The organism is Caulobacter vibrioides, assembly GCF_002858865.1.
Taxonomy (GTDB): Bacteria; Pseudomonadota; Alphaproteobacteria; order Caulobacterales; family Caulobacteraceae; genus Caulobacter; species Caulobacter vibrioides.
Window position 1 is genome coordinate 35142 of record NZ_PJRR01000012.1, and the last position, 23119, is coordinate 58260.

Below are 23119 nucleotides of genomic sequence, written 5' to 3' on the forward strand. Positions count from 1 at the left end.
CCTTGACAGCCTCGCCCTGACAGCCGACCCCTCCCCCATGACCGCACAGGATCGTCCGCAGCCCTCGAACCGCGCCCTGATGGGCCGGATGTGGCGCGAGTTCCTTCAGCCGCGCTGGAAAGGCTTCCTGGTCTCGATGATCAGCGCCGTGATCGTGGCGCGCCTGACCGTGATGCTGGGCGAATATGTCGAGCCCGCCGTCGACAAGCTGATCGCCCATCCCCAGCCGGGCGCCCTGATCTGGGTGCCGCTGACCATCGCCGCCTTGGCCGTGGGGCGCGGTGTGTTCCAGGTGATCCAGGCCAGCCTGATCAACCGCATCGGCAACGGCGTGGTCGGCGACATGCAGACCCGCCTGTTCGGCCGCCTGATCCGGGCGGATCTGGCCCGCCTGCGCGGCGCGCATTCGGGTTCTTACGTCGCCTCGGTGCTCTATGACGCCGGCCTGATCCGGGAAGCCGCGACCACCGGCGTCGTCAACTATGTCCGCGAAGCCCTGATCGTCGCCATCACCCTGTGGGCGCTGTTCAACAGCGATCCGATCCTGGCGGCCGGCGTGCTGATCATCGTGCCCGGCGTCAGCGGGGTGATCCGTCACTTCTCCAAGCGCACGACCAAGGCCGCCAAGGGCGCCATGGGCGAGACCTCCAACCTCTCGACCGCGATCATGGAGAGCCTGGACGGGGTCAAGATCGTCAAGATGGAGAACCGCGAGGCCTATGAAGAGGCCCGTGTCGCCGCCGTGGTCGAGCGCCGCCAGCGCCACCTGATCAAGGGCAGCAACGCCCGCGCCATGGCCGCCCCGGCCACCGAGCTCTTCTCGCAGTTGGTGATCGCTGCGGTCTTCGCCTATGCGGGCTGGCGGGCGATCACCGGCGCGCTGGTCGTCGGGCCCTTCACCCTGCCGCCGATCACGCCCGGCGGGTTCCTCAAGTTCGTGATCCTGCTGGGCATCGCGGCCCAATCCCTGCGCCAAGTCGCCAACCTGCAGACCGTGTTCAGCGAAGGGCTGACCGCCGCCCGTCGCCTGTTCGAGGCGCTCGATGTGGCCCCGACCATCGTCGATCCCGCCGACGCCAAGGCCCTGCCGCCGGGCGAGAGCATGATCGCCCTGGCCGATGTGACCTTCTCGTACGGCGCGGACATTCCGGCCCTGTCGAGCGTCAATCTGCAGGCGCGCAAGGGTGAGACCGTGGCCCTGGTCGGCCCTTCGGGCGGCGGCAAGAGCTCGATCCTCAACCTGATCCCCCGCTTTTACGACGTGAACGCCGGCGCGGTGACCATCGACGGCCACGACGTGCGCTCAGTGACGATCGCCTCCCTGCGCGACCGCATCGCCCTGGTCACCCAGGAGCCGTTCCTGTTCGACGACACGATCCGCGCCAACATCGCCTACGCCCGTCCCGGCGCCAGCCAACTCGAGATCGAGGCCGCTTCGCGGCAAGCGGCCGCCCACGACTTCATCCTAGCCCTGCCCGAGGGCTATGACACCTCGGTCGGTGAGGGCGGCGCGCGCCTGTCGGGCGGTCAGCGCCAGCGCATCGCCATCGCCCGCGCCTTCCTGAAGGACGCCCCGATCCTGCTGCTGGACGAGGCCACTAGCGCCCTCGACACCGAGAGCGAGGCCCAGGTCCAGGCGGCGCTGGAGCGCCTGATGGCCGGCCGTACGACCATCCTGATCGCCCACCGCCTGTCGACCGTGAAGAACGCCGACCGCATCTATGTGATCGACAAAGGGCGGGTCGTGGAGACGGGCTCACATGCCGAGCTCGTCCGCGCCGGCGGTCTCTATGCCCGCCTTGCCAAGGCTCAGGATCTGGATCATGCGCCGCCCGGCCAGGACGGGGAGATCACGGCTTGAGACCCCTGCGTTCGCCCTGGGTGATGAGCGCGATGACCCGGCTCTTCTCGGGCTACATCGCTCTGACCTACAAGACCCTGCGCTGGACGCGCGAAGGCCAGGTGATCGCCGAGCGCGTCCAGGCCGAGGCCCTGGCCAACGGCGGCGGCGCGATCCTGGCGCTGTGGCATTCGCGGGTGCCCGTCGGGCCGGCGACCTGGCCGCAGGGACCGGACAAGCCGGAGATCCGCGTCCTGGTCAGCCAGTCGCGCGACGGCGAGTTCATCGCCCGGGTGATCGCGCGCCTGGGCCTGCCGTCGATCCGGGGCTCGTCGCTGAAGAAGACCGACACCAACAAGAACAAGGGCGGCGAGCAGGCCTTCCGCGACATGGTCAAGTGGGTGAAGGACGGCGGCGCCATGGCCATCACGCCGGACGGTCCGCGCGGGCCCGTCGAGGTGATGCAGAAGGGCGCGGTCGCCCTGGCCCGGGTCAGCGGCGCACCGGTGCTGTTCGTCGGCGTCGCCGTCAATCCCTGCATCCGCCTGAAGACCTGGGACCGCACGATCATTCCGCTGCCCTTCGCCAAGGCGGCCATGGTCTGGGACGGCCCGGTTCAGGCCGGTCGAGACGACGACCCCGACGCCCTGGTCGAGGCCTGGGGCGCGCGGCTGAGCGCCGTTTCCCGCCGCGCGGAAGCCATTGTCGGCGAAACCCCGCCCAAAGATTGATCCCTCCCCCGCTTGGTGGGATGTAGGACCCATGCCGCACGACGCCCACGGACACGCTCACGATCATGGCCACGGTCATGGCCACCATGGTCACGACCACACGCATGGGCATGGGCATCATCACCATGGCCACGGTCATCACGGCCACCATCATCACGCCCCCAAGGACTTCGGCCGCGCGTTTGCGATCGGCACGGCGCTGAACCTCGGCTTCGTCATCGTCGAGGCCAGCGCGGGCATCCTGACGCACTCGTTGGCGCTGCTGGCCGACGCCGGCCATAACCTCTCCGACGTCCTGGGCCTGCTGCTGGCGTGGGGCGCGACAGTCCTGGCCAAGCGCGCCCCCAGCGCGCGGCGCACCTATGGTCTGCGCAAGGGCACAATCCTGGCCTCGCTGGGCAACGCCGCCCTGCTGCTGGTCGCCGTCGGGGCGATCGCCTGGGAGGGCGTTCGCCGCTTCGCCGCGCCCGAACCCGTTCAGACCGGGCCCGTGATGATCGTCGCGGCCATCGGCATCGTCATCAACACGGCCACGGCGCTGATGTTCATGAAGGGGTCCAAGGAAGACCTCAACGTCCGGGGCGCCTTCCTGCACATGGCCGCCGACGCGGCCGTCTCGGCCGGGGTGGTGATCGCGGCCCTGGCCATGGCCTTCACCGGCTGGATGTGGCTGGACCCGGTGGTGAGCTTGGTCATCGTGGCGGTGATCGTGCTGGGCACCTGGGGCCTGCTGCGCGACTCGCTGGATCTGGCCCTGGACGCCACGCCGCGCGGCATCGATACGCAAAAGGTGCGCGACTGGCTGGCCGCCCGTCCGGGGGTCAGCGAGGTGCATGACCTGCACATCTGGGCGATGAGCACCACCGAGACCGCCCTGACCGCCCACGTCGTACGTCCGCTGGACGCCGACCATGACCAGTTCCTGCACGACGCCTGCGCCGAACTGGCCAGCCGGTTCAACATCGGCCACGTGACCATCCAGGTGGAAAGCGGCCACGGCGCGCATGCGTGTCGCCTGGCCCCGGCGGACGTCGTGTGATCCGGCCCGACGCGCTGAACCTCTACCGGGCCGCCACGGGCCTGCTCGAACCCGTCGCTCCGGCCCTGCTGGCCCACCGCGCCCGCAAGGGCAAGGAGGATCCCGCCCGTCTGGCCGAACGTCTGGCCCGGGCCGATATGCCGCGCCCTGAGGGCCCGCTGGTCTGGCTGCACGGCGCCAGCGTCGGCGAGAGCCTATCGATCCTGCCGCTGGTCGAACGTCTGCGCGCTGAGAAGCCCGAAGTCACCGTGCTGGTGACCTCGGGGACCACCACCTCGGCCGCCCTGCTGGCCAAGCGCCTGCCGCCGGGCGCGATCCACCAGTACGCGCCCGTCGACGCACCGGGGGCCGCCCGGCGGTTCATCGCGCAGTGGAAGCCCGACCTCGCCGTCTTCGTCGAAAGCGAACTGTGGCCGAACCTCCTCTTGGAGGCGAAAGCCGCCGGGACGCGGCTGGCCCTGGTGTCCGCCAAGCTGTCGGACCGCAGCTTCGCCAGCTGGTCCACGCGTCCGCAGGCCGCGTACCGACTGCTTTCGGTGTTCGACCTAATCCTGGCCCAGGACGCCCGCGCCCATCAGCGCTTCGAGCGTCTGGGCGGCAAGGTCGCGGGCGAGGCCGATCTAAAGTTCGGCGCGCCGCCCCTGCCGGTCGATGCGGCGGCCCTGGCGATCGAGCGCGAACGCTTCCCGACCGCGCCCTTCCTCATCGCCAGCACGCACGCCGGCGAAGACGAGATCGTTCTCGATGCGATCGTCGCCCTCCCGCATCGTCCCCCGGTGATCCTGGCGCCGCGCCATGTGGAGCGCGGGCCGGCGATCACCGCCCTGGCCGAGGCGCGAGGTCTTTCCGCCTCGCTGCGCAGCCGCGCGCCCGGACAGCCCGCCGAGGTGGTGGTCGCCGACACCCTGGGCGAGATGGGCCTGTGGTTCCGCCTGGCGGGCGGCTGCGTCATCGCCGGAAGTCTTGTCCCGGACATCGGCGGCCACAATCCGCTGGAAGCCGCCCGGCTGGACTGCCCGGCGATCAGCGGCCCCTTTGTCGAGAACTGGACCTCGGCCTATGCCGGGCTGGAGACGGCGGGAGGTGTGGTGATGGCCGATCCGAGCACTCTGGCGGACGCCATCGCGGCGGACCTCGCCGACCCGGCGGCGAGGCAAGCACGCGCCGCGCGCGCCCGCAGCTTCGTTGACGCCCGCGACCGTGAGGCGCGCGATGGCCTCTCGCGAATTCTAGAGTTGGTCCCATGAAGCTCGGCACCCCCCGCTGGTGGTACGTCAAGAGCGGCGCCCCCGCGCCGGTGACCCGCGCCTTGCTGACGCCCCTGTCGTGGCTGTGGGCCGACACCACCCGACGCCGGATCGCGCGCGCCACGCCGGCCATTGTCGGCGCGCCGGTGATCTGTGTGGGCAATGTCACCATGGGCGGCGCCGGCAAGACGCCGATCGTACGAGAGCTACTGCTGACCCTCACCCAGCGCGGCGTCGCGGCGCACGGCCTGTCGCGCGGCTATGGCGGCAAGCTCAAGGGGCCGGTGCGGGTCGACACCATCCGCCACACCGCCGCGGATGTCGGCGACGAGCCGCTGATGCTGGCGCAGGATTTCCCGATGTGGATCGCCGCCGACCGGGTCGCCGGCGCCAAGGCGGCGGTGCGGGCCGGCGCATCCGCCATCGTCATGGACGACGGCCACCAAAATCCCAGCGTCAAGAAGGCGCTGTCGCTGGTCGTGGTCGATGGCGAGACGCGCGGCGGCGAGTGGCCGTTCGGCGACGGCCGGGTCTTCCCCGCCGGGCCGATGCGCGAGCCGCTGAAGGTCGGCCTGTCGCGCGCCGATGCGGTGATCGTGCTGCTGCCGGTCGACGTGGAGCAGCCGGACTTCGACCTGCTGGTCGCGTTCGGAGACATGCCTGTGCTGGTCGCCCGCCTCGAAGCCGCCGCGCCGGTCCCCAAGGGGCCGCAGGTCGGCTTCGCCGGGATCGCCAAGCCCTGGAAGGTCGAGAAGGCCCTGACGGCGGCGGGCTGCCAGCTGGTCGACTTCGCGCCGTTCCCCGATCACGGCGCCTATAGCGAGTCGACCCTGAAGATGCTGGCGGATCGCGCGGAGGTCTATGAGGCGGGGCTGGTCACCACCGAGAAGGACTGGGTGCGCCTGCCCCCGGCCTGGCGCGAGCGTGTCACGCCCTGGCCCGTGCGCGCCCGGTTCGAGGACCCGGCGGCCTTGGAAGCGCTGCTGAAGGGGATCGGCCTCTAAGGATCGAACCCTCCCCCTCGCGGGGGAGGATCAGGTTACTTGTAGACGACGCCGCCCTTGATGACCGAGGTCACGCGCTGGAGTTCGGTGACATCCTTCAGAGGATCGCCCTTCACCGCGATCAGGTCCGCCGCCTTGCCGGGCGTGAGGCTGCCGATCTCGTTGCTGAGCGAGAAGTGGTCGGCGGCGTTGACCGTGGCGGTCTGGATGGCCTCCAGCGGAGTCATACCCGCCTTGACCAGCAGGGCGAACTCCCCGGCGTTGTCGCCGTGGGCCGAGACGCCGCTGTCGGTGCCGAAGGCGACCTTGACGCCGCCGGCGTGCGCGCGGCGAACCATGTCGAGCATCTTGGGGCCGGCCTCGAGCGCCTTGGCCGTCTGGGCGGGGGTGAAGTAGTTGTTCGGGCCGCTGGCGATCCGGTAGACGAAATCGCCCGCCATCAAGGTCGGGACGAGATAGGCGCCCGACTTTTTCATCAGGGCGATGCCCTCGTTGTCGAGATAGGTGCCGTGCTCGATCGAGTCGCCGCCCGCCTTGAGGAACGCGTTGATGCCGTCGCCGCCATGGGCGTGGGCGGTCACCTTGCGGCCCATGCTGTGGGCGGACTCGACGATCGCGGCCAGTTCGGCGTCGGAGAACTGCTTGGCGAGGCCCGCGGCGGTGTTGGACAGAACGCCGCCCGTCGCCGTGATCTTGATGAGGTCGGCGCCCAGCCAGATCTGCTCCCGCACCGCGCGTCGGCAGTCGTCCGCGCCCGAGCAGACCGATTCCGGCCGCAAGGCGTGCATGACGTCCTCGCTGTAGCCGTTGATGTCGCCATGGCCGCCATGGACCGAGATCGAAGAGCCCGACGCCAGGATGCGGGGCCCGGCCACGTCGCCGCGCTTGACGCCTTCCCGCAGAGCGAAGATCGCCTGGCTGTTAGCGCCCAGATTGGCCACGGTCGTGAAGCCGGCCATCAAGGTCTTGCGGGCGAAGCCGGCCCCGACCATGGCGCTGTCGGACGGCGACTGCGTCACCGCCTGCAGGCGTCCGTTCGGGTTCTGCTGGCCGGTCAGGTGGACGTGGCTGTCGATCAGGCCCGGCAGGACGAAGCTGTCCTTCAGATCGACGACCTTGCCGCCGGGCTCGGCGACATAGCCGTCGAGAACGCGCGTCACCTTGCCGTTTTCGAGGACCAGGGTCTTGGCGGTCTCGACCTTGCCCGTCGCGGGATCGGCGAGCAGGCGTCCCGCCTGGACGAACGTCGCCTGAGCATTGGCCGCGCCGGCCAGCGCGCTCGTCAAAACCAGGGCGCAGGTGCCCGCCATCAATTTACGCATCACGTCCTTACGCCCCCGCTTTACGCGCGAAGTCCCAGGCCCCCTTGGCCAGAACCGGCACGCGCGCCTCCATCAGCTGCGCATGGGCGCTGGCGGCGGTGCCGTCACGGACGCGGCCGACAATGCCCTGGCAGATGCCCGCCAGTCTGAAGAGGTTGTAGCTGAAATACCAGTCGAGTTCCGGCAGGCCGTCCCGGCCGGTGGCCTTGCAATAGCGGGCCACGGCCTCGGGGATCGTCGGGATCCCGTAGGCGGTCAGATCATCGACGCCCGACAGGCCGCCGCGCTGGTCGGACGGCATCACCCAGTTCATCAGGAAATAGCTGAAATCGGCCAGCGGATTGCCCAGGGTCGACAGCTCCCAGTCCAGCACCGCGATCACCCGCGACTCCGTCGGGTGCAGGATCATGTTGTCGAGGCGATAGTCGCCGTGGACGATCGAGGTCTGGTCGTCCGCCGGCACGGTGGCCGGCAGCCATTCCATCAGGCGGTCCATTTCCTCAATCGTCTTGGTCTCGCTGGCCTTGTACTGCTTGGTCCAGCGGTCGATCTGGCGCGCGAAATAGTTGCCGGGCTTGCCGTAGTCGGCGAGGCCGACCGCGACGTAGTCGACGTTGTGCAGGGCCGCCAGAGTGTCGATCTGGGCCTCGTAGATCGCCCGCCGCTCGGCCGGCTGATAGTCGGGCAGCGTGCCGTCCCACAGGATGCGGCCCTCGACGTTCTCCATCACGTAGAAGATCGTGCCGATGACGTCCTCGTCCATGCACAGGGCGTAGGCCTTGGCGACGGGGAAGTCGGCCTTGTTCAGGCCCGAGATCACCTTGTACTCGCGGTCCACCGCGTGGGCGCTGGGCAGCAGCTTGCCCGGCGGCTTGCGGCGCAGGACATATTTCCGGGCCGGGGTGACCAGCTGGTAGGTCGGGTTGGACTGGCCGCCCTTGAACTGGCGCACTTCCAGCGGACCGGCGTAGCCTTCAACATTGGCTTCAAGCCAGGCGGCCAGCTTGGCCTCGTCGATCGCATGGCGCGGGTCGACGGGCTTGGTGCCCGAATTCAGATCCTGGGCGGACTGTTCGGCGGCTTCGGCCATGGCGCTTTCTCCCCAACGCTTGTTTGAATGGGGAGTTTAGAGGGTGGGGCGCGAGTGGCAAGCACGTTGCGTCCTTCGAGGCGCGCTTAGGAGCGCGCACCTCAGGATGAGGATGCTATCGCCTTGAAGTCCTCATCCTGAGGCGCCCGCGCAGCGGGCCTCGAAGGACGCAGTGAATCTCAGCTTGGTTGCGACAACGCCCGCCAGCCGATATCGCGACGATAAAAGCCGCCTTCCAGCGAGATGCGCTCGAGCGCGCCATACGCCAAGTCGCGAGCCTCCCTCAGGTCAGCGCCCAAGGCGCAGACGTTCAGCACCCGGCCGCCCGAGGCCACCAGACGCCCCTCGAACTCGCGCGTCGTGCCCGCGTGGAAGACCACCACGCCGTCACCGAAGTCAGCGTCGGCGCCCTGGATGCGGCCGCCGGTCTTGGGCGCGTCGGGATAGCCCTCGGCAGCCAGCACGACGCAGATCGCCGCCTCGTCGCGCCACTGGGGCGGTTTGGCCGAGGCCAGCTCGCCCTTCGCCGCCGCCAGCAGGATCGGCACGATGTCGCTCTCAAGGCGCAGCATCAGGGTTTGGCACTCGGGATCACCGAAGCGGGCGTTGTACTCGACGAGCTTGGGGCCGGTGGGGGTCAGCATCAGGCCGGCATAGAGCACGCCCACATACGGATTGCCCTCGGCGGCCATCCCCTCGACGGTGGGAACGATCAGCTCGCGCCAGGCCTGGTCGATCAGGTCCTGGGTCAGGACTGGCGGCGGCGAATAGGTGCCCATGCCGCCGGTATTGGGGCCCTCGTCGCCGTCATAGGCGCGCTTGTGGTCCTGGGCCGCGCCGAACAGCACGGCGGTCTTGCCGTCGCAGACCGCGAACAGCGAGGCCTCCTCGCCGTGCATGAACTCCTCGATCACCACCCGCGCGCCGGCCGAGCCGAAACGGCCGCCCAACATGTCGACCACGGCGGCGTCAGCTGCGGCGCGGTCGGGGGCGATGACCACGCCCTTGCCGGCCGCCAGACCGTCGGCCTTGATCACGAACGGCGCTTCCAGGGTGTCGAGGAAGGCGCCGGCCGAGGCGGCGTCCTCGAACACGCCATAGGCCGCCGTCGGCAGGCCGTGACGCTGACAGAAGTCCTTGGTGAAGGCCTTGGACGTCTCCAGCTGCGCGGCGCGCTGGCTCCCGCCAAAACAGGGGATACCGACCGCCGCCAGCTTGTCTGCAAGACCGACCTCCAGCGCCGACTCCGGACCGACCACCACCAGATCCGCAGCGATCTCCTGAGCCAGGGCGACAAGGCCATCGGCGTCGGTCGCCTTGACCGCACGCAGCTCGGCCACGGCTTCGATACCGGGATTGCCGGGCGCCGCGACAAGGCGGCCGCACAGCGGCGACTGGGCGATCTTCCAGGCCAGGGCGTGCTCGCGCCCGCCGGACCCGACGAGGAGGATGGTCAGCTTTTCCATGAGCGCGGGGTGTGACGCGCGACCGGCATCGGGTCAAGCGCGCTCTCGCCCCCGCAGGCCGCCATTGGCCCCATCGCGCTGGCGACGAGGCCGGCCGTCCGCAGAAGAGGCCCATGGACGCGCTCTTTTCCCCCGCCCTCGCCCTGCACATCAGTTGCGGCCTGATCCTCGTCGGCGCGGGTCTCCTGCCCCTCTGCACGACCAAGGGCTCGCAATGGCATCGGCGCTCGGGCCGCGTCTTTGTTGTGCTTATGGGCCTGATGCTTGCCGCAGCCTGGGTCATGACGGCCCTGCGCTTCAACGCCTACTTCGCCGCCCTGTCCTCGACCGCCACCCTGACCGTTTTCTCGGGCGTACGGGTCCTCAGGCGCAAGCGGCCCGATCTCGATCCGCATCAGCGCGCCACGCGGCTGGACTGGACCGCGACTCTGGCGGTCATCGCTGTGGGGGCCTGGGTTCTGGGTCTTCTGCTGAGCGGTAGAACGAACAGCCCCAAGGCCACCACGATCGCGCTGGTCTATGCCTGCTTCCTCTATGGCGGGTGGGACCTCTGGCGGTTCATCCAGCCGACGGCATGGCCCTTTTCGCCAGACCTCTGGACCTACGAGCATCTTGTGAAGATGCTGAGCGCCTATGGCGCGGTGCTCAGCGCCTTTTCGGGAAACTTCCTGACCTTCCTGCCCACGCCATGGAGCCAGCTCTGGCCGACCCTGCTGTTTCAACCCGTGGCGATCATCTGGGTCGCCGCCCTGGTGCTGCGTCGCAAACGCTTGTCGCCCGCGTGAGGGCGGCGCCGACCACCGCATGGGTCGCGGGTCTTACGGCCTATAGCTGGTTGGCGACGACGATCTGCGCCGCCTGGTTCGCCCGCCGCTTCGCCCTTGCCGATGGGCGGGTCCTCAGCGTCGAGCAGTCCCTGGCCTGGCAAGGGGCGATCTATGCCGCCTGGTTGCCCGTGATCGGCGTCGTCTGGCTGGTGCTACGGCGGTTCGGAGCCGGACTCCGAGGCGTCCTGGCCGCCTTCGCCACCGGCCTCGTCATCGTGCCGCTGGAGGCCGTTGTCGCCGGCCTGATCGACCAGACCTTCGCCGGCGGCGGCGACCTCGCGGAGAGGGCGCTGGGTCGCGCGCCAGTCTGCATCCTGTTGCATACCGCCATCGTCGCGGTCGGCTTGGCCGCTGCGCACCACCGCCGCGCCACCGAAGCAAGCGCGCGCAATGCGCTCCTGCAGGCCGCCCTCGCCGAAGCCCGCGCCACGCCCGTCTTGGACGTCGCTGAACGCCTGATGGTCATGGCCGGCGCACGTCGCGTCCCGGTGGACATCACGGCGGTCGAATGGTTCGGCGCGGCCGACAACTATGTGGTCGTCCATTGGGACGGACGCGAGGGCCTGATGCGCGCGACCTTGCAGAGTCTCGAGGCGCGGCTTGATCCGCGCCTCTTCGCTCGCGCTCACCGCTCGGCACTGGTCAACCTGTCCAAGGTCTCACAGGCCCAGCCCTTGTCCGACGGCTCCTGGCGGCTGACCCTGGCCAGCGGCGCGGAGGTCGTGACCAGCCGAACCTACCGCGACGCGTTGCTCAAACGCCTCGGCCGACAGGCCCCAGACTCTCAGGCCGCGTCCATGTCCAGCGAATAGCCGGCCGAGCGCACGGTGCGGATCGGATCGGCGTCCGTCGTCCCGTTCAGCGCCTTGCGCAGGCGGCCGATGTGGACGTCGACCGTGCGGGCCTCGACATAGACGTCCGACCCCCAGACCGCGTCCAGCAGCTGCTCGCGGCTGAACACCCGGCCCGGGTGCTGCATCAGGTAGTCGAGCAGACGGAACTCGGTCGGGCCAAGGTGGATCTCCTTGCCGCTGCGCTTCACCCGGTGGGCGACGCGGTCGATGATGATGTCGCCGACGGTGATGCGGTCATCGGCCAGACCCGGGCGGATGCGGCGCAGCACGGCGCGGACCCGGGCGGTCAGCTCGACCATCGAGAACGGCTTGACCACATAGTCGTCGGCGCCGGTGTCGAGACCGCGGATGCGATCGGTTTCCTCGCCGCGGGCCGTCAGCATGATGATCGGCACATTGCGCGTCTCGGCGCGGCCGCGCAGGCGGCGGCAGACCTCGATGCCCGAGACCTTGGGCAGCATCCAGTCGAGGATGACCAGGTCCGGGGCCCGCTCATTGGCCATGATCAGGGCTTCCTCACCGTCGCCGGCGACGCCGACGCGGTAGCCCTCCTTGTCGAGGTTGTAGTGGAGCAGAGTGGCCAGAGCGTCTTCGTCTTCGACCACCAAAACGTAGGGAGTCACTTCAGGCCGCCTCTTCCAGAGTTATTGCGACAGCACGTCGAGCTTGGGACGTTGCGAGGTCAGTTCCTCGCCCGTCAGCTCGAAATGGATGATTTCAGCGATGTTGGTGGCGTGGTCGCCGATCCGCTCGAGGTTCTTGGCCACGAACAGCAGGTGCGTGCACGCGTTGATCGTCCGGGGATCGCCCATCATGTAGGTGAGCAACTCGCGGAAAATCGCGTTGTAGTGCTCGTCCACTTCCTCGTCCCGGCTCCACACGCCGATGGCGCGCTGCAGGTCCGAGGTGGTGTAGGCGTCGAGCACGTCCTTCAGACGGCCCTGAACGAGCTTGCCCATCCGCTCGATGGAGCGCGTCAGGGCGCTCATCGGGTCAGCCTCGGTCAGGATCAGGGCGCGCTTGCCGATGTTCTTGGCCATGTCGCCGCAGCGCTCGAGGCTCATCGAAATCTTCAGGGCGGCGACGGCGTGACGCAGGTCCACCGCCATGGGCTGACGCAGGGCGATCAGGCGGAAGGCCTTGCGCTCGATCTCGGACTGCAGGGTGTCCAGGCGCTCGTCGCCGGCGACCACGGCCTGGGCCAGCGGGCCGTCGCGGCGGGCGATGGCGGCGATACAGTCGGCGACCTGGCTCTCGGCGATGCCGCCCATGCGGGTGACTTCGGCCGTCAGGTGGGCCAGCTCTTCGCCGTAGGATTTGACGGTATGCTCGGTCATCTCTGTTTTCTCCCGCGCGCCTGGATCAGCCGAAGCGGCCGGTGATGTAGTCCTGGGTGCGGCTGTCGCGAGGATTGGTGAACATCTCCTCGGTCGGGCCACTCTCGACCAGCTTGCCGAGGTGGAAGAACGCCGTGCGCTGCGACACCCGGGCGGCCTGGGCCATCGAGTGGGTGACGATGACGATACAGAACTGGCTGCGCAGCTCGTCGATCAGTTCCTCGATCTTAGCCGTCGCGATCGGGTCCAGGGCCGAGCAGGGTTCGTCCATCAGAATCACTTCGGGCGACACCGCGATCGCGCGGGCGATGACGAGACGCTGCTGCTGGCCGCCGGAGAGGCCGGTGCCGGGCTGGTGCAGGCGGTCGGCGACTTCGTTCCAGAGGCCGGCCTTCTTGAGGCTGCTCTCGACGATGGCCTCCAGCTCGGCCTTGCCGGTGGCCAGGCCGTGGATGCGCGGGCCATAGGCGACGTTTTCAAAGATGGTCTTCGGAAACGGATTGGGCTTCTGGAACACCATGCCGACACGCGAGCGCAGCACCACCGGGTCGACGCTCTTGGCGTTGACATCGGCGCCGTCGATCAGGATCGAACCCTCGACGCGCGCGCTCGGGATGGTGTCGTTCATCCGGTTGATGCAACGCAGGAAGGTCGACTTGCCGCAGCCCGACGGCCCGATGAAGGCGGTGACCGACTTGGCCGGAATGTCGAGATCGACATCAAACAGGGCCTGCTTGTCGCCATAGAAGACCTTGACGCCGCGCGCCTTGATCTTGGGATCGGCGGTCGCCGGAGCGGCGGTCGAGGTCGCCGGGGCGCGGGTGGAGTCGTCGGGGCTGTGGACGGTCATGGCGTGTCCCTGGAGGAGGGGCGAAGCAAGGGGGTTCAGGATCGAGGTCATGGACAAGCCTACCAGCGGCGCTCGAAGCGGCGACGCAGGATGACGGCGGCGGCGTTCATGACGATCATGAAGACGAGGAGGACGATGATCGCGGCGGCGGTGCGCTCATGGAACGCGCGTTCAGACGCGTTCTCCCAGATGAACACCTGCACCGGCAGGACGGTGGCGGCGCTGGTGAAGCCTTCCGGAACGCCCGGCACGAACGAGACCATGCCGATCATCAGCAGCGGCGCGGTCTCGCCCAGGGCGTGGGCCAGCGACAGGATGGCGCCGGTCATCACGCCGGGCATGGCCAGCGGCAGCACATGGTGGAACACCGTCTGCGTCTTGCTGGCGCCGACGCCCAGCGCGGCCTCGCGGATCGAGGGCGGCACGGCCTTCAGCGCCGAGCGCGTGGCGATGATCACGGTCGGCAGGGCCATCAGAGCCAGCACCAGGCCGCCCACCAGCGGCGAGCCGCGCGGCACGTTGAGCCAGTTGATGAACAGGGCCAGACCCAGCAGGCCGTAGACGATCGACGGCACGGCCGCGAGGTTGTTGATGTTGACCTCGATGATGTCGGTCCAGCGGTTCTTGGGCGCGAACTCTTCCAGATAGACGGCGGCCAGCACGCCGACGGGCACCGAGATCAGGGCGGTGATCAGCAGCATCATGGCCGAGCCCACGACCGCGCCCAACACGCCGGCCTGTTCCGGTTCGGTCGAGTCGGAATGGGTGAAGAAGCCGGTGTTGAAGCCCGACGTGATCGCGCCGTCCTTCTGCAGCTTGTCCAGCCAGTCCAGCTGCTGGTTGTCGAGCTTGCGGTCGCCCTCATCGGTCGAACGCTCAATCTGGCCCTTGAAGTAGAGATCCGCGTCCGCCTTCAGCGGTCCCGTCACGGTCACGGTCTGACCGATCAGCGTTTGATCTGCTTTCAGCTTGTTGAGCAGCTGGAACCCAAAGTCGCGCGACACCAGGTCCTGGACCTTGGTCGAGATCGTGCCGAAGTCGTCGTCCTGAACGCCCAGCTTCTTCATCACCGCCTCGGCGACGATGTAGTCGTAGTTGACGCCGGACAGGTCGGACGTGTCGATCCGCTCGGGGTTCAGATAAACCGCCACCGAGAGCGTGTGGGTCTGGAACGTCGAATAGCCCTGGGTCACGATCCGTCCGACCAGCACCACCAGGAAGATCATCGCGATGATGATCGCGGCGACGCCCTGCGCCTTGAACAGACGCTCGGCGCGATGGCGCTTCTTCAGACGGGCTTCGGCGGCCGAGAGGGTCTGGCGCGGGGCGGCCGCGCCGAGGTTCGCGTCAGTCATATTGTTCCCGGTACTTCTGGACGATGCGCAGGGCGACGATGTTCAGGGTCAGGGTGACCACGAAGAGGGTCAGGCCCAGACCGAACGCCGACAGCGTCTTGGGGCTGTCGAACTCCTGGTCGCCGGTGAGCAAGGTGACGATCTGGACGGTGACGGTGGTCACCGTATCGAGCGGATTGGCGGTGAGCTTGGCCTGCAGGCCGGCGGCCATGGTGACGATCATGGTCTCGCCGACGGCGCGAGACACGGCCAGCAGCATGGCGGCCATGATGCCGGGCAGGGCGGCCGGCAGGACGACCTTCTTGACCGTCTCCGACTTGGTGGCGCCCATGGCGTAGCTGCCGTCGCGCAGCGACTGCGGCACGGCGTTGATGATGTCGTCCGACAGCGAGGAGACGAACGGGATCAGCATGATCCCCATCACCACGCCTGCGACCAGCGCCATCTGATTCTGGACTTCCATCAGGTAGGTGGCCAGCGGGCCGGGCGGCAGGGCCGCGCCGATGGCGTTGAACGCCGAGCGGAACAGCGGACCTACGGTCAGGGCGGCAAAGAAGCCATAGACCACGGTGGGCACGCCGGCGAGGATCTCGAGCAGCGGCTTGACCACGCCCCGGACGGTGCGCCCGGCATACTCCGAGAGATAGATCGCCGAATAGAGGCCGATGGGCGCGGCCACCAGCATGGCGATCAGCATGATCAGGAACGTGCCGGCGAAGAGCGGCACCGCCCCGAAAGCGCCGGTAGACGCGACCTGATCGGCGCGCATGGCGATCTGGGGGCTCCATTCGGTCCCCAGGAGGAACGAAAGCGGGTTCACGCTCTGGAAGAAGCGCCAGCTTTCCCAGATCAGCGACATCACGATGCCCAGGGTGGTGAGCACGGCGGCGACCGAGCAGGCGATCAGCAGCACGCTGGTCCAGCCCTCGACGCGATTGCGGGCGCGGAACTCGGGATTGATACGCGGGAAGGCCAGGAGGAAGCCCGCCAGGGCCAGCACCCCGGCGCCTCCGAGCATACCGGTGTTCAGGAGGGTCGCGATTCGCTGGGCCTCGGCGACCTTGGCGTCCAGCGCGACCTTCTGCTCGCCCTCGTAGACGACTTCCGACGGAGCCTGCTTGGCCGCGATCGCGCGAACGTCGCTGTAAAACACCGCCTGGCGGTCCGGCTCCAGCGCTTGAACAGCGGCGGGACGGGTCGACTGCAGGATCGCGTCCTCGACGCGACCGCCGAACATGACACCCAGCAACAGAAGAAGGGCGGCGGGGATACCCGCCCAAAGAGCGACATAGGCGCCGTAGTAGTCCGGCAGCGAATGCAGAACTCGGGCGCGGCCCGCGGCGGCGGTCTTGGCGCGGCGACGGCCGGCCGCGAAGGCCACGCTGGAAAACAGCGCCAGGACGATAAGCGAAAGCCAGGTCAGCATGCGTGAGGCTAATCTTGCGCGAGTTGTCGAGGACCACGCAGGATCGCGGGTCCTCCCCCGGTCCGTCTATGCGGGTCCGGCGCTGTGCTTATGCGACAATTACATGACAGTTTGACGACAACGACCGAGGAGGTCGGCCGAAAGTCAGGCGCTTCCCGCTTCCGCCGGGGGCGTCGTCGAGCTCATCCTCGACTCGCCCTTGGCCATGGGCAGGTAGACAGCGAAGGCGGCACCCTCGCCCTGAACACTCTCGACCGTGAGCCCGCCCCGGTGACGGTTCATGATGTGTTTGACAATGGCCAGCCCCAAGCCCGTGCCCGAGCGGTCGCCGCTTTTCTGACCTTCGACCCGATAGAACCGTTCGGTCAGACGCGGCAGATGTTCGCGCGCCAGCCCTGGGCCACGATCGATGACGCGAAGCATGGCGTATCGTTCGACGGGATCATGATCGGGCGTCAGCAGTGACATCCGCGGCGCCGACGGATCACGGGCCGCCGCCGCAGCTTCCGCGGCCAAGCTGGGAAAGATCTCGACCCGCACGACACCACCGCTCGGCGTGTACTTGATGGCGTTGTCGACAAGATTCTGAATCACCTGGATGATCTGGTCGCGATCACCGTCGACCACCGCGCCGCCGCGCGGCGGCAGGATCGGGTCAAAGGTCAGCGCCTTGTCGCGCGCCTGCGGTCCCAAGGCGTCGATCACGTCGATCACGGCCATGGAGAGGTCCACGCGTCCCAGCGGCGCGATATGCTCGTTCAGCTCGATCCGCGACAGGCTCATCAGGTCGTCGATCAGGCGCGACATCCGCTCGGCCTGGGCCAGCATGATGGCCAGGAACTTGTCGCGGGCCCCAGGGTCGTCCTTGGCGTGCCCCCGCAGGGTCTCGATGAAGCCGGACAACGAGGCGAGCGGCGTGCGCAGCTCATGGCTGGCGTTGGCCAGGAAGTCGGCTCGAGTGCGCTCGCTGCGCCGGGCGTCTGTCTCGTCGCGCAGGGCCAGCAGGGCGAGTCGGGAGCGCCCGACTGTTTCCTTGAGCGGACGGGCGTAGGCCAGCCAGGATCGTCCCTGGACGCCGCCCGTCTCGAACTCGGCCATCCCCTCGATCCCGCCGAAGAGCGCCTCATCAACAGCTTCCAGGACGCGCGGATGCCGGACCGCCGTAACCAGCAACGCGCCCGCGTGCTGAATCTTGAACAATTCACGGGCGGCGGCGTTGGCGAACAGAAACCGTCGCCCCGTCAGATCGTCAGCCTCTTCGGCGGCGATCACCATCAACGGATCGGGCAAGCGATCCAGAATGGCGGCGAACGGCGGCTCGACCGGCTTGGCGACGGGCTGGGCCAGGGCGTTGGGCGCGACACCTGCGGCGACGGCCTTTCGCCGGTTCAGGAAAACGCCTGCGCCGCCCACCGCCAGGGCGGCGAGCACCGCCGGCATGGGCTCGGCCAAGCCGCTCACGGCCAGCCCCAGAAGCGCTCCGGGCCCGATCCACAGAGACCACGGCGCGCCGGCGGGATCGCGCCGGGGATCGGTCTGGGGTGTGTTCGCCAGCGGCATCGTGGAGCTTCACCGATTCAAGCGAGAGGCGATTCGACGAAGCAGATATGGCGCCCCGCCAAGCCATGCGATAGACGATTGACGCCTTAGTGCGTGTCGCGAGCGGGACTCACCGTATTTTCGCCGCATCGTGACCCGAATTAGTGGCCCGGTTTCTATCGAGGTGTCGTTCGTAATGCAGCGCAAGGTCCTGGTCGCGACGGTCGCGGCCGCTCCTCTCCTGGCCATGGGTTTCGCCGCCTCGGCCGAGACCCCGGTCTCCAACGCGCGTACGACGCCGATCGCGACCAGCACGGCTACGGGGACTGCGGCGGACGACATCCGCATCACGGCGGACGGCTCGATCAAGCCGACCACGGCCGGCGCGATTGTGACGATCGACAGCAACCACAAGGTCACCAATCTTGGGACTCTGTCGACCACCGGCGTCAATAATGGCGTGGGCGTCCTCATCATCGGCGGCAGGACCGGCGCCCTGACCAACTCGGCCACGATTTCGCTTCTGGAAGACTACACCGCCTCTGACAGCGACTCCGACGGCGACCTGGACGGCGTGTTCGCCCAGGGCGCCAACCGCTTTGGCGTTCGCCTAACCAATGCGGGGACCTTCACCGGCAACATCATCAACGAAGCGACCGGCGTCATCAGCATCGAGGGCAACAATTCCGCCGGCGTGCTGCTGGAAGGTCCCGTCGTCGGGAACATCACCAATCTCGGATCGATCAGCGTCACAGGCGACAACGCCTATGGCATGCGGATCGCCGCGCCCGTCACGGGCAAGGTGACCTTGGGCGGCCAGATCAACGTCCAGGGCGTCAACGCCGTCGCCCAAGCGATCGATGCGAACGTCTCGGGCGCGCTTGTCCTGCAAGGGGCGACCAGCGCCACAGGTTATCGCTACACCTCGCGCCCCTCGACGACGGACGCTCTGGGCAAGCTGGACGCCGACGACCTGCAGCAGGGTGGGCCCGCAGTGCGCATCGGCGGCGATGTCAGCGGCGGCCTCCTTCTGCAGGGCCTGAACTATTCGACGAAGGTCAACAGCGACGGCACGACGACGACCACGACGATTTCGTCGAGCAGCAGCGGGACCTCGAGCATCAACGTCTTCGGCGCGGCCCCCGCGCTGCAGATCGGTTCGGCCAGTCAGAACGTGACCTTGGGCGCGGTCGGATCCGGCGACAACGCCTATGGCCTGATCGCCAAGGGAGCCATCTCCGCAGCGGGCGTCTATAATGGCGTCTCGGCCACCGGCGTCTCGATCGGCGCCGGCGGCGGACGGACGACCACGCTGGTCGGCGGCCTGCGCAACGACGGACAGATCACCGCCACGTCCTACGAGGCCAACGCCACAGGTGTGGTGCTGAATTCGGGCGCTACGGCAGCCTCGATCCTCAATCGCGGCGCGCTGACCGCAAACGCCGCATCGTTCGCCGGATCCGGCGTCACCGCCAGCGCCCGCGGCCTGGTGATCGCCGCCGGCGCCTCGGCGACCAGCTTCGGCAACTCCGGGAGCGTCACCGCCACGCGTACGGGCGAGACCGGCGACGCGATCGCCGTCCTCGACCAAGCCGGGACCCTACGGACCATCACCAACACCGGCTCGATCCGGGCGACCGTCGCCGCGCCGACTTTCAAGGCCGACGGCACGGTGGCGAGCGTGACCGCCACGGGCCGTACGATCGCGCTGGATCTGCGGGCCAACAATCTGGGCGTCAACTTCACCCAATCGGGCCCGGCGGACTTCACCTCGACCAGCACCTTCCCGAGCACCGACACCACCACCAGCGCCACCTCGGCGACGACCACGGTCGCGCCGTCGACCATCGGGGACGTGCTGTTCGGCGCCGGCGCCGACACCTTGAACCTCTGGAGCGGCACGCTGCTGGGCGAAATGTCCTTCGGGGCCGGCCAGGACCGCCTGTCGATCGACGGCGGCGCCATCGCGGTGGGCAAGCTCTACGACACCGACGGTAAGCTGGACCTCGCGATCGCCAACGGCAGCCTGGCGATCGCCAACAGCGACACCATCAACGTCAGCAGCGTGAATCTGGGCAGCAAGGCCAAGCTTCTGTTCTCGGCGGACCCGACGGCGGGAACCAACACCAAGCTGGTCGTTTCGGGCGCGACCACGATCGCCTCCGGCGCCGAGCTCGGCATCCGCATGGCCAATCTGGTCAAGCAGCCGACGACGTTTACGGTGATCCAGGGCTCGAACATCAGCGTCGGGACGATCGGGAACAGTCTGCTGGCAGAGTCGCCCTACCTGTACGTGGCGACCAGCCGCACCGACGCCAACAACGTCTATATCGACGTGCGTCGTCGCACCGCCGCCGAGATCGGCTTCAATCGGGCCGAAAGCTCGGCCTATGACGCCGTGTTCAGCGCGCTGGGCGCGGACTCGACCCTCGCCGCGACCTTCCTGAACCAGAACTCGCGTGACGGTTTCCGCGACCTCTACGACCAGATGCTGCCCGACCAGGGCGAAGGCCTGTTCGCCGCGCTGCAGACGGTCAACCAGCAGGTTTCGGCGGCCACCATGTTCCGCCCCGATCCGGGTGATCGCTACGGCCCCGACAGCGTCTGGGTGCAGGAGATCAACTCGCTGACCCGTCGTGACACCGATCAGACCCTCGGTTCGGACACCCAGGCCTTCGGCTTCGTGGGCGGCTACGAAGCGATGGGCGACGCCGGCGGCGCGCTGGGCCTGACCCTGGCCTATGTGAGCATCGAAGAGCACGACACGGTCGCCAAGGTCGGCGAACAGACCACCGCCTCCTTCGTTCAGAGCGGCGCCTACTGGCGGCGCTCCGTGGGCGGCTGGCGCTTCAACGCCGGCGGCGGTCTGGGCTACGCCTTCTTCCAGGGGGATCGCCGCTTCATCGCGCCGGACTCCAACGGTGACGGCGTGGCGGACCTGGTCCTGAAGAACAGCGCCGACTGGAACGGCGTGACCGCCAACGCCTATGCCGGCATGGCCTATGAGCAGAAGTTCGGACGCTTCTTCGCCCGTCCCGAAGGCCGCTTCGACTATGTCTGGCTGCGCGAGGGCAAGCGCGCCGAAAAGGGCGGCGGTGATGCGTTCGACCTGACCGTCGACAAGCGCACCTCCAGCAATCTCAGCGGCGAACTGGGCGTGGTGATGGGCGCCGACTTCGGCAAGCAGGTCTGGTGGCGTCCGGAAGTCCGCGTTGGCTACCGCCAGACGCTGGCGGGCTCGGTGGGCGACACCGTGGCGCGCTTCAAGGGCGGCAACGCGTTCTCACTGGCCGCGATGGACGACAAGCAAGGCGCGCTCACCGCCGGCTTCGCGCTGAGAGCAGGGACGCCCATGTCGTATCTGGCCCTGGAGGGCGGCGTCGAGGCCGCCAAGAAACAGAAACGCTACAACCTGCGCCTCTCCGGCCGAGCGATGTTCTAACCCGCGCCAAATCGCCCCAACGTCCTTAAAGGCCGCTCCGGAACCCCGGAGCGGCCTTTTCTGTGAACTGATAGTCAAGCGCTTCAAGCCGCTGATTCTATAGGAGATTCGTGGAACTCCCCCTGATGCTCCGTCGCGGCCCCAGAAAATCTCGGGGTAGACCCCCTGAATCTATATTTCCGAACTAGGAATAATTGTCTTTCTTGGGCTGGTCAGGTCGGCCCGCCCTGCGGCGCCGCGAAGGGCTAACGATGATCACGACGAAGACAGCCTTCCGCGCAGCCCTGATTGTTGGCGCCGTCCTGCTCGTCACCGCCGGCGCCGCTTCGGCTCAGACCGCATCGGCTCAGACCGCATCGGCTCAGACCGCATCGGCTCAGACCGCATCGGCTCAGACCGCATCGGCTCAGACCGCATCGGTCGATGACGCCTCAGCCCGCCATGTAAAGGTCAGGCGTCCGCCTCCCGATGGAAAGACCTGCGTCGCGGGCTCGACCCCAGCTGCGGGGACGCAAGTCGGCCAGGACCTGGATAGCTGGTCCGTGCGAACACAGTACGCCTTCTAAACTTCACAACTCCGAGGATCCCCATGGCTCGCCGTTTTGAAAAACCCACGCGTCGAGGCGTTCTCGGCGCCGCAACGGCCGGCGCTGGCGCTCTCGCCGCGCCCGCCCTGCTCGGCGGCGTGGCCCAGGCTCAGAGCAAGTCCGTCACCCTGTTGAACGTCAGCTATGATCCGACCCGCGAGCTCTACAGGGACATCAACGCGGCCTATGCGACCTACTGGAAGGCCCGCGTCGGCCAGACCCTGACGATCAACCAGAGCCACGGCGGCTCGGGCAAGCAGGCGCGCTCGGTGATGGATGGCCTGCAGGCGGATGTCGTGACCCTGGCTCTCGCCTACGACATCGACGAGATCGCCACCAAGGCCAAGCTGCTGCCCGCCAACTGGCAGTCGCGGCTTCCCAACAATTCAACGCCCTACAGCTCGACGATCGTGTTCCTGGTCCGCAAGGGCAATCCCAAGAAGATCCGGGACTGGAGCGACCTGATCAAGCCGGGCGTGGCGGTGATCACGCCCAATCCCAAAACCGGCGGCGGCGCGCGCTGGAACTATCTGGCGGCCTGGGCTTGGGCCTTGAAGCAGCCCGGCGGTAACCCCGCCAAGGCCGAGGCCGTCGTGAAGGCCCTGTTCCAGAACGTGCCCGTCCTGGACTCCGGCGCACGCGGCGCCACGACCACATTCACCCAACGCGGCATCGGCGATGTCCTGCTGACCTGGGAAAACGAGGCGTTCCTCGCGCAGGAGGAGCTGCCCGGCCAGTACGAGCTGGTCTACCCGTCCCTCTCGATCCTGGCCGAGCCGCCGGTCGCGCTCATCGACAAGAATGTCGACCGCCGCAAGACCCGCATCGTGGCTCAGGGCTATCTGAACTTCCTGTACAGCCCGCTGGCGCAAGAGTTTATCGCCAAGCACCACTACCGCCCCCGCAACCCTCAGGTCGCCGCCAAGTACGCCAACAAGTTCAAGACGATCCCATTGGTGACCATCGACAACACCTTTGGGGGCTGGAAGAAGGCCCAGGTCACGCACTTCGACGATGGCGCCGTGTTCGACCGTATCTATCAGCCCAAGTAATCCCATCCTCGAGGGGACTCGTTCCGGGAAGTCCGAGTCCGCCTTCGTCCCTCGCGGCGGGAGCCTCATCTCGGCCGCCGCCGTTTCTTTGCCCCGCCATAACCTCTGTTG

At 67.9% G+C, this 23119-nt stretch carries 19 protein-coding genes; 10 read left to right on the forward strand and 9 right to left on the reverse strand.

Annotated features, from left to right (window positions below; genetic code table 11):
- Positions 1–37 precede the first annotated feature (37 nt).
- The 5 genes from CVUC_RS06725 to lpxK are packed head-to-tail and all read left to right on the forward strand — an operon-like array spanning position 38 to position 5861.
- Entirely contained in the window at positions 38–1861 is a 1824-nt protein-coding gene (locus CVUC_RS06725) for an ABC transporter ATP-binding protein (RefSeq protein ID WP_096032285.1), read from the forward strand.
- A complete protein-coding gene (locus tag CVUC_RS06730) occupies positions 1858–2571 on the forward strand; it encodes a lysophospholipid acyltransferase family protein (RefSeq protein ID WP_096032284.1) in 714 nt (237 codons plus the stop codon). Before CVUC_RS06725 ends, CVUC_RS06730 begins: the two co-directional genes overlap by 4 nt.
- Before the next feature lie 31 nt (positions 2572–2602).
- On the forward strand, positions 2603–3610 hold the full coding sequence (locus CVUC_RS06735; protein ID WP_096032283.1) for a cation diffusion facilitator family transporter: 1008 nt from the start codon (positions 2603–2605) through the stop codon (positions 3608–3610).
- Entirely contained in the window at positions 3580–4857 is a 1278-nt protein-coding gene (locus tag CVUC_RS06740; RefSeq protein ID WP_096032282.1) for a 3-deoxy-D-manno-octulosonic acid transferase, read from the forward strand. The genes CVUC_RS06735 and CVUC_RS06740 overlap by 31 nt, the downstream gene beginning before the upstream one ends.
- Positions 4854–5861, forward strand: coding sequence for a tetraacyldisaccharide 4'-kinase (gene lpxK, locus CVUC_RS06745; RefSeq protein ID WP_010918190.1), 1008 nt, complete (start codon positions 4854–4856; stop codon positions 5859–5861). Before CVUC_RS06740 ends, lpxK begins: the two co-directional genes overlap by 4 nt.
- Positions 5862–5896: 35 nt before the next feature.
- On the opposite strand, the gene CVUC_RS06750 is transcribed toward lpxK, so the two are convergent.
- From CVUC_RS06750 to purD, 3 genes are all read right to left on the reverse strand, one after another.
- Positions 5897–7186: a metal-dependent hydrolase family protein gene (locus CVUC_RS06750; protein ID WP_164468044.1), complete on the reverse strand. Its 1290-nt coding sequence runs from the start codon at positions 7184–7186 to the stop codon at positions 5897–5899.
- A 4-nt stretch (positions 7187–7190) separates the two neighbouring features.
- On the reverse strand, positions 7191–8273 hold the full coding sequence (locus CVUC_RS06755) for a phosphotransferase (RefSeq protein ID WP_096032280.1): 1083 nt from the start codon (positions 8271–8273) through the stop codon (positions 7191–7193).
- A gap of 179 nt (positions 8274–8452) precedes the next feature.
- Entirely contained in the window at positions 8453–9739 is a 1287-nt protein-coding gene (gene purD / locus CVUC_RS06760) for a phosphoribosylamine--glycine ligase (RefSeq protein ID WP_096032279.1), read from the reverse strand.
- 11 nt (positions 9740–9750) lie between these two features.
- Between purD and CVUC_RS06765 the strand changes: the two genes are divergently transcribed.
- Both CVUC_RS06765 and CVUC_RS06770 read left to right on the forward strand, forming a co-directional pair.
- The gene (locus tag CVUC_RS06765) at positions 9751–10524 is read left to right on the forward strand and encodes a DUF2306 domain-containing protein (RefSeq protein ID WP_096032278.1); all 774 of its coding nucleotides are present in this window, start codon (positions 9751–9753) and stop codon (positions 10522–10524) included.
- The gene (locus tag CVUC_RS06770) at positions 10521–11378 is read left to right on the forward strand and encodes a LytTR family DNA-binding domain-containing protein (RefSeq protein WP_096032277.1); all 858 of its coding nucleotides are present in this window, start codon (positions 10521–10523) and stop codon (positions 11376–11378) included. Before CVUC_RS06765 ends, CVUC_RS06770 begins: the two co-directional genes overlap by 4 nt.
- Here CVUC_RS06770 and phoB read toward each other — a convergent pair.
- The 6 genes from phoB to CVUC_RS06800 form a co-directional block, all read right to left on the reverse strand.
- Positions 11351–12043: a phosphate regulon transcriptional regulator PhoB gene (gene phoB, locus CVUC_RS06775; protein ID WP_010918183.1), complete on the reverse strand. Its 693-nt coding sequence runs from the start codon at positions 12041–12043 to the stop codon at positions 11351–11353. The two genes, CVUC_RS06770 and phoB, sit on opposite strands and share 28 nt — an antisense overlap.
- Before the next feature lie 21 nt (positions 12044–12064).
- Entirely contained in the window at positions 12065–12757 is a 693-nt protein-coding gene (phoU, locus tag CVUC_RS06780; protein WP_010918182.1) for a phosphate signaling complex protein PhoU, read from the reverse strand.
- A 25-nt stretch (positions 12758–12782) separates the two neighbouring features.
- Positions 12783–13607: a phosphate ABC transporter ATP-binding protein PstB gene (pstB, locus tag CVUC_RS06785; protein ID WP_096034715.1), complete on the reverse strand. Its 825-nt coding sequence runs from the start codon at positions 13605–13607 to the stop codon at positions 12783–12785.
- 59 nt (positions 13608–13666) lie between these two features.
- Positions 13667–14962, reverse strand: a complete 1296-nt coding sequence (gene pstA / locus CVUC_RS06790; protein ID WP_010918180.1) for a phosphate ABC transporter permease PstA — start codon at positions 14960–14962, stop codon at positions 13667–13669.
- The gene (gene pstC / locus CVUC_RS06795; RefSeq protein WP_096032276.1) at positions 14955–16388 is read right to left on the reverse strand and encodes a phosphate ABC transporter permease subunit PstC; all 1434 of its coding nucleotides are present in this window, start codon (positions 16386–16388) and stop codon (positions 14955–14957) included. Before pstC ends, pstA begins: the two co-directional genes overlap by 8 nt.
- 144 nt (positions 16389–16532) lie before the next feature.
- Entirely contained in the window at positions 16533–17948 is a 1416-nt protein-coding gene (locus tag CVUC_RS06800) for a sensor histidine kinase (protein WP_096032275.1), read from the reverse strand.
- 163 nt (positions 17949–18111) lie between these two features.
- On the opposite strand from CVUC_RS06800, the gene CVUC_RS06805 reads away from it, so the two are divergent.
- The 3 genes from CVUC_RS06805 (at position 18112) to CVUC_RS06815 (ending at position 23008) form a co-directional block, all read left to right on the forward strand.
- A complete protein-coding gene (locus tag CVUC_RS06805; RefSeq protein ID WP_096032274.1) occupies positions 18112–21369 on the forward strand; it encodes an autotransporter outer membrane beta-barrel domain-containing protein in 3258 nt (1085 codons plus the stop codon).
- Positions 21370–21620: 251 nt separating this feature from the next.
- Positions 21621–21935 carry a hypothetical protein gene (locus CVUC_RS06810; RefSeq protein WP_096032273.1) on the forward strand — a complete coding sequence of 105 codons (315 nt, stop codon included), beginning with the start codon at positions 21621–21623 and terminating at the stop codon, positions 21933–21935.
- Positions 21936–21958: 23 nt separating this feature from the next.
- Positions 21959–23008 (forward strand): sulfate ABC transporter substrate-binding protein, encoded by a 1050-nt coding sequence (locus CVUC_RS06815; RefSeq protein ID WP_096032272.1) that lies wholly within the window; start codon positions 21959–21961, stop codon positions 23006–23008.
- The last annotated feature ends 111 nt before the right edge of the window (positions 23009–23119 follow it).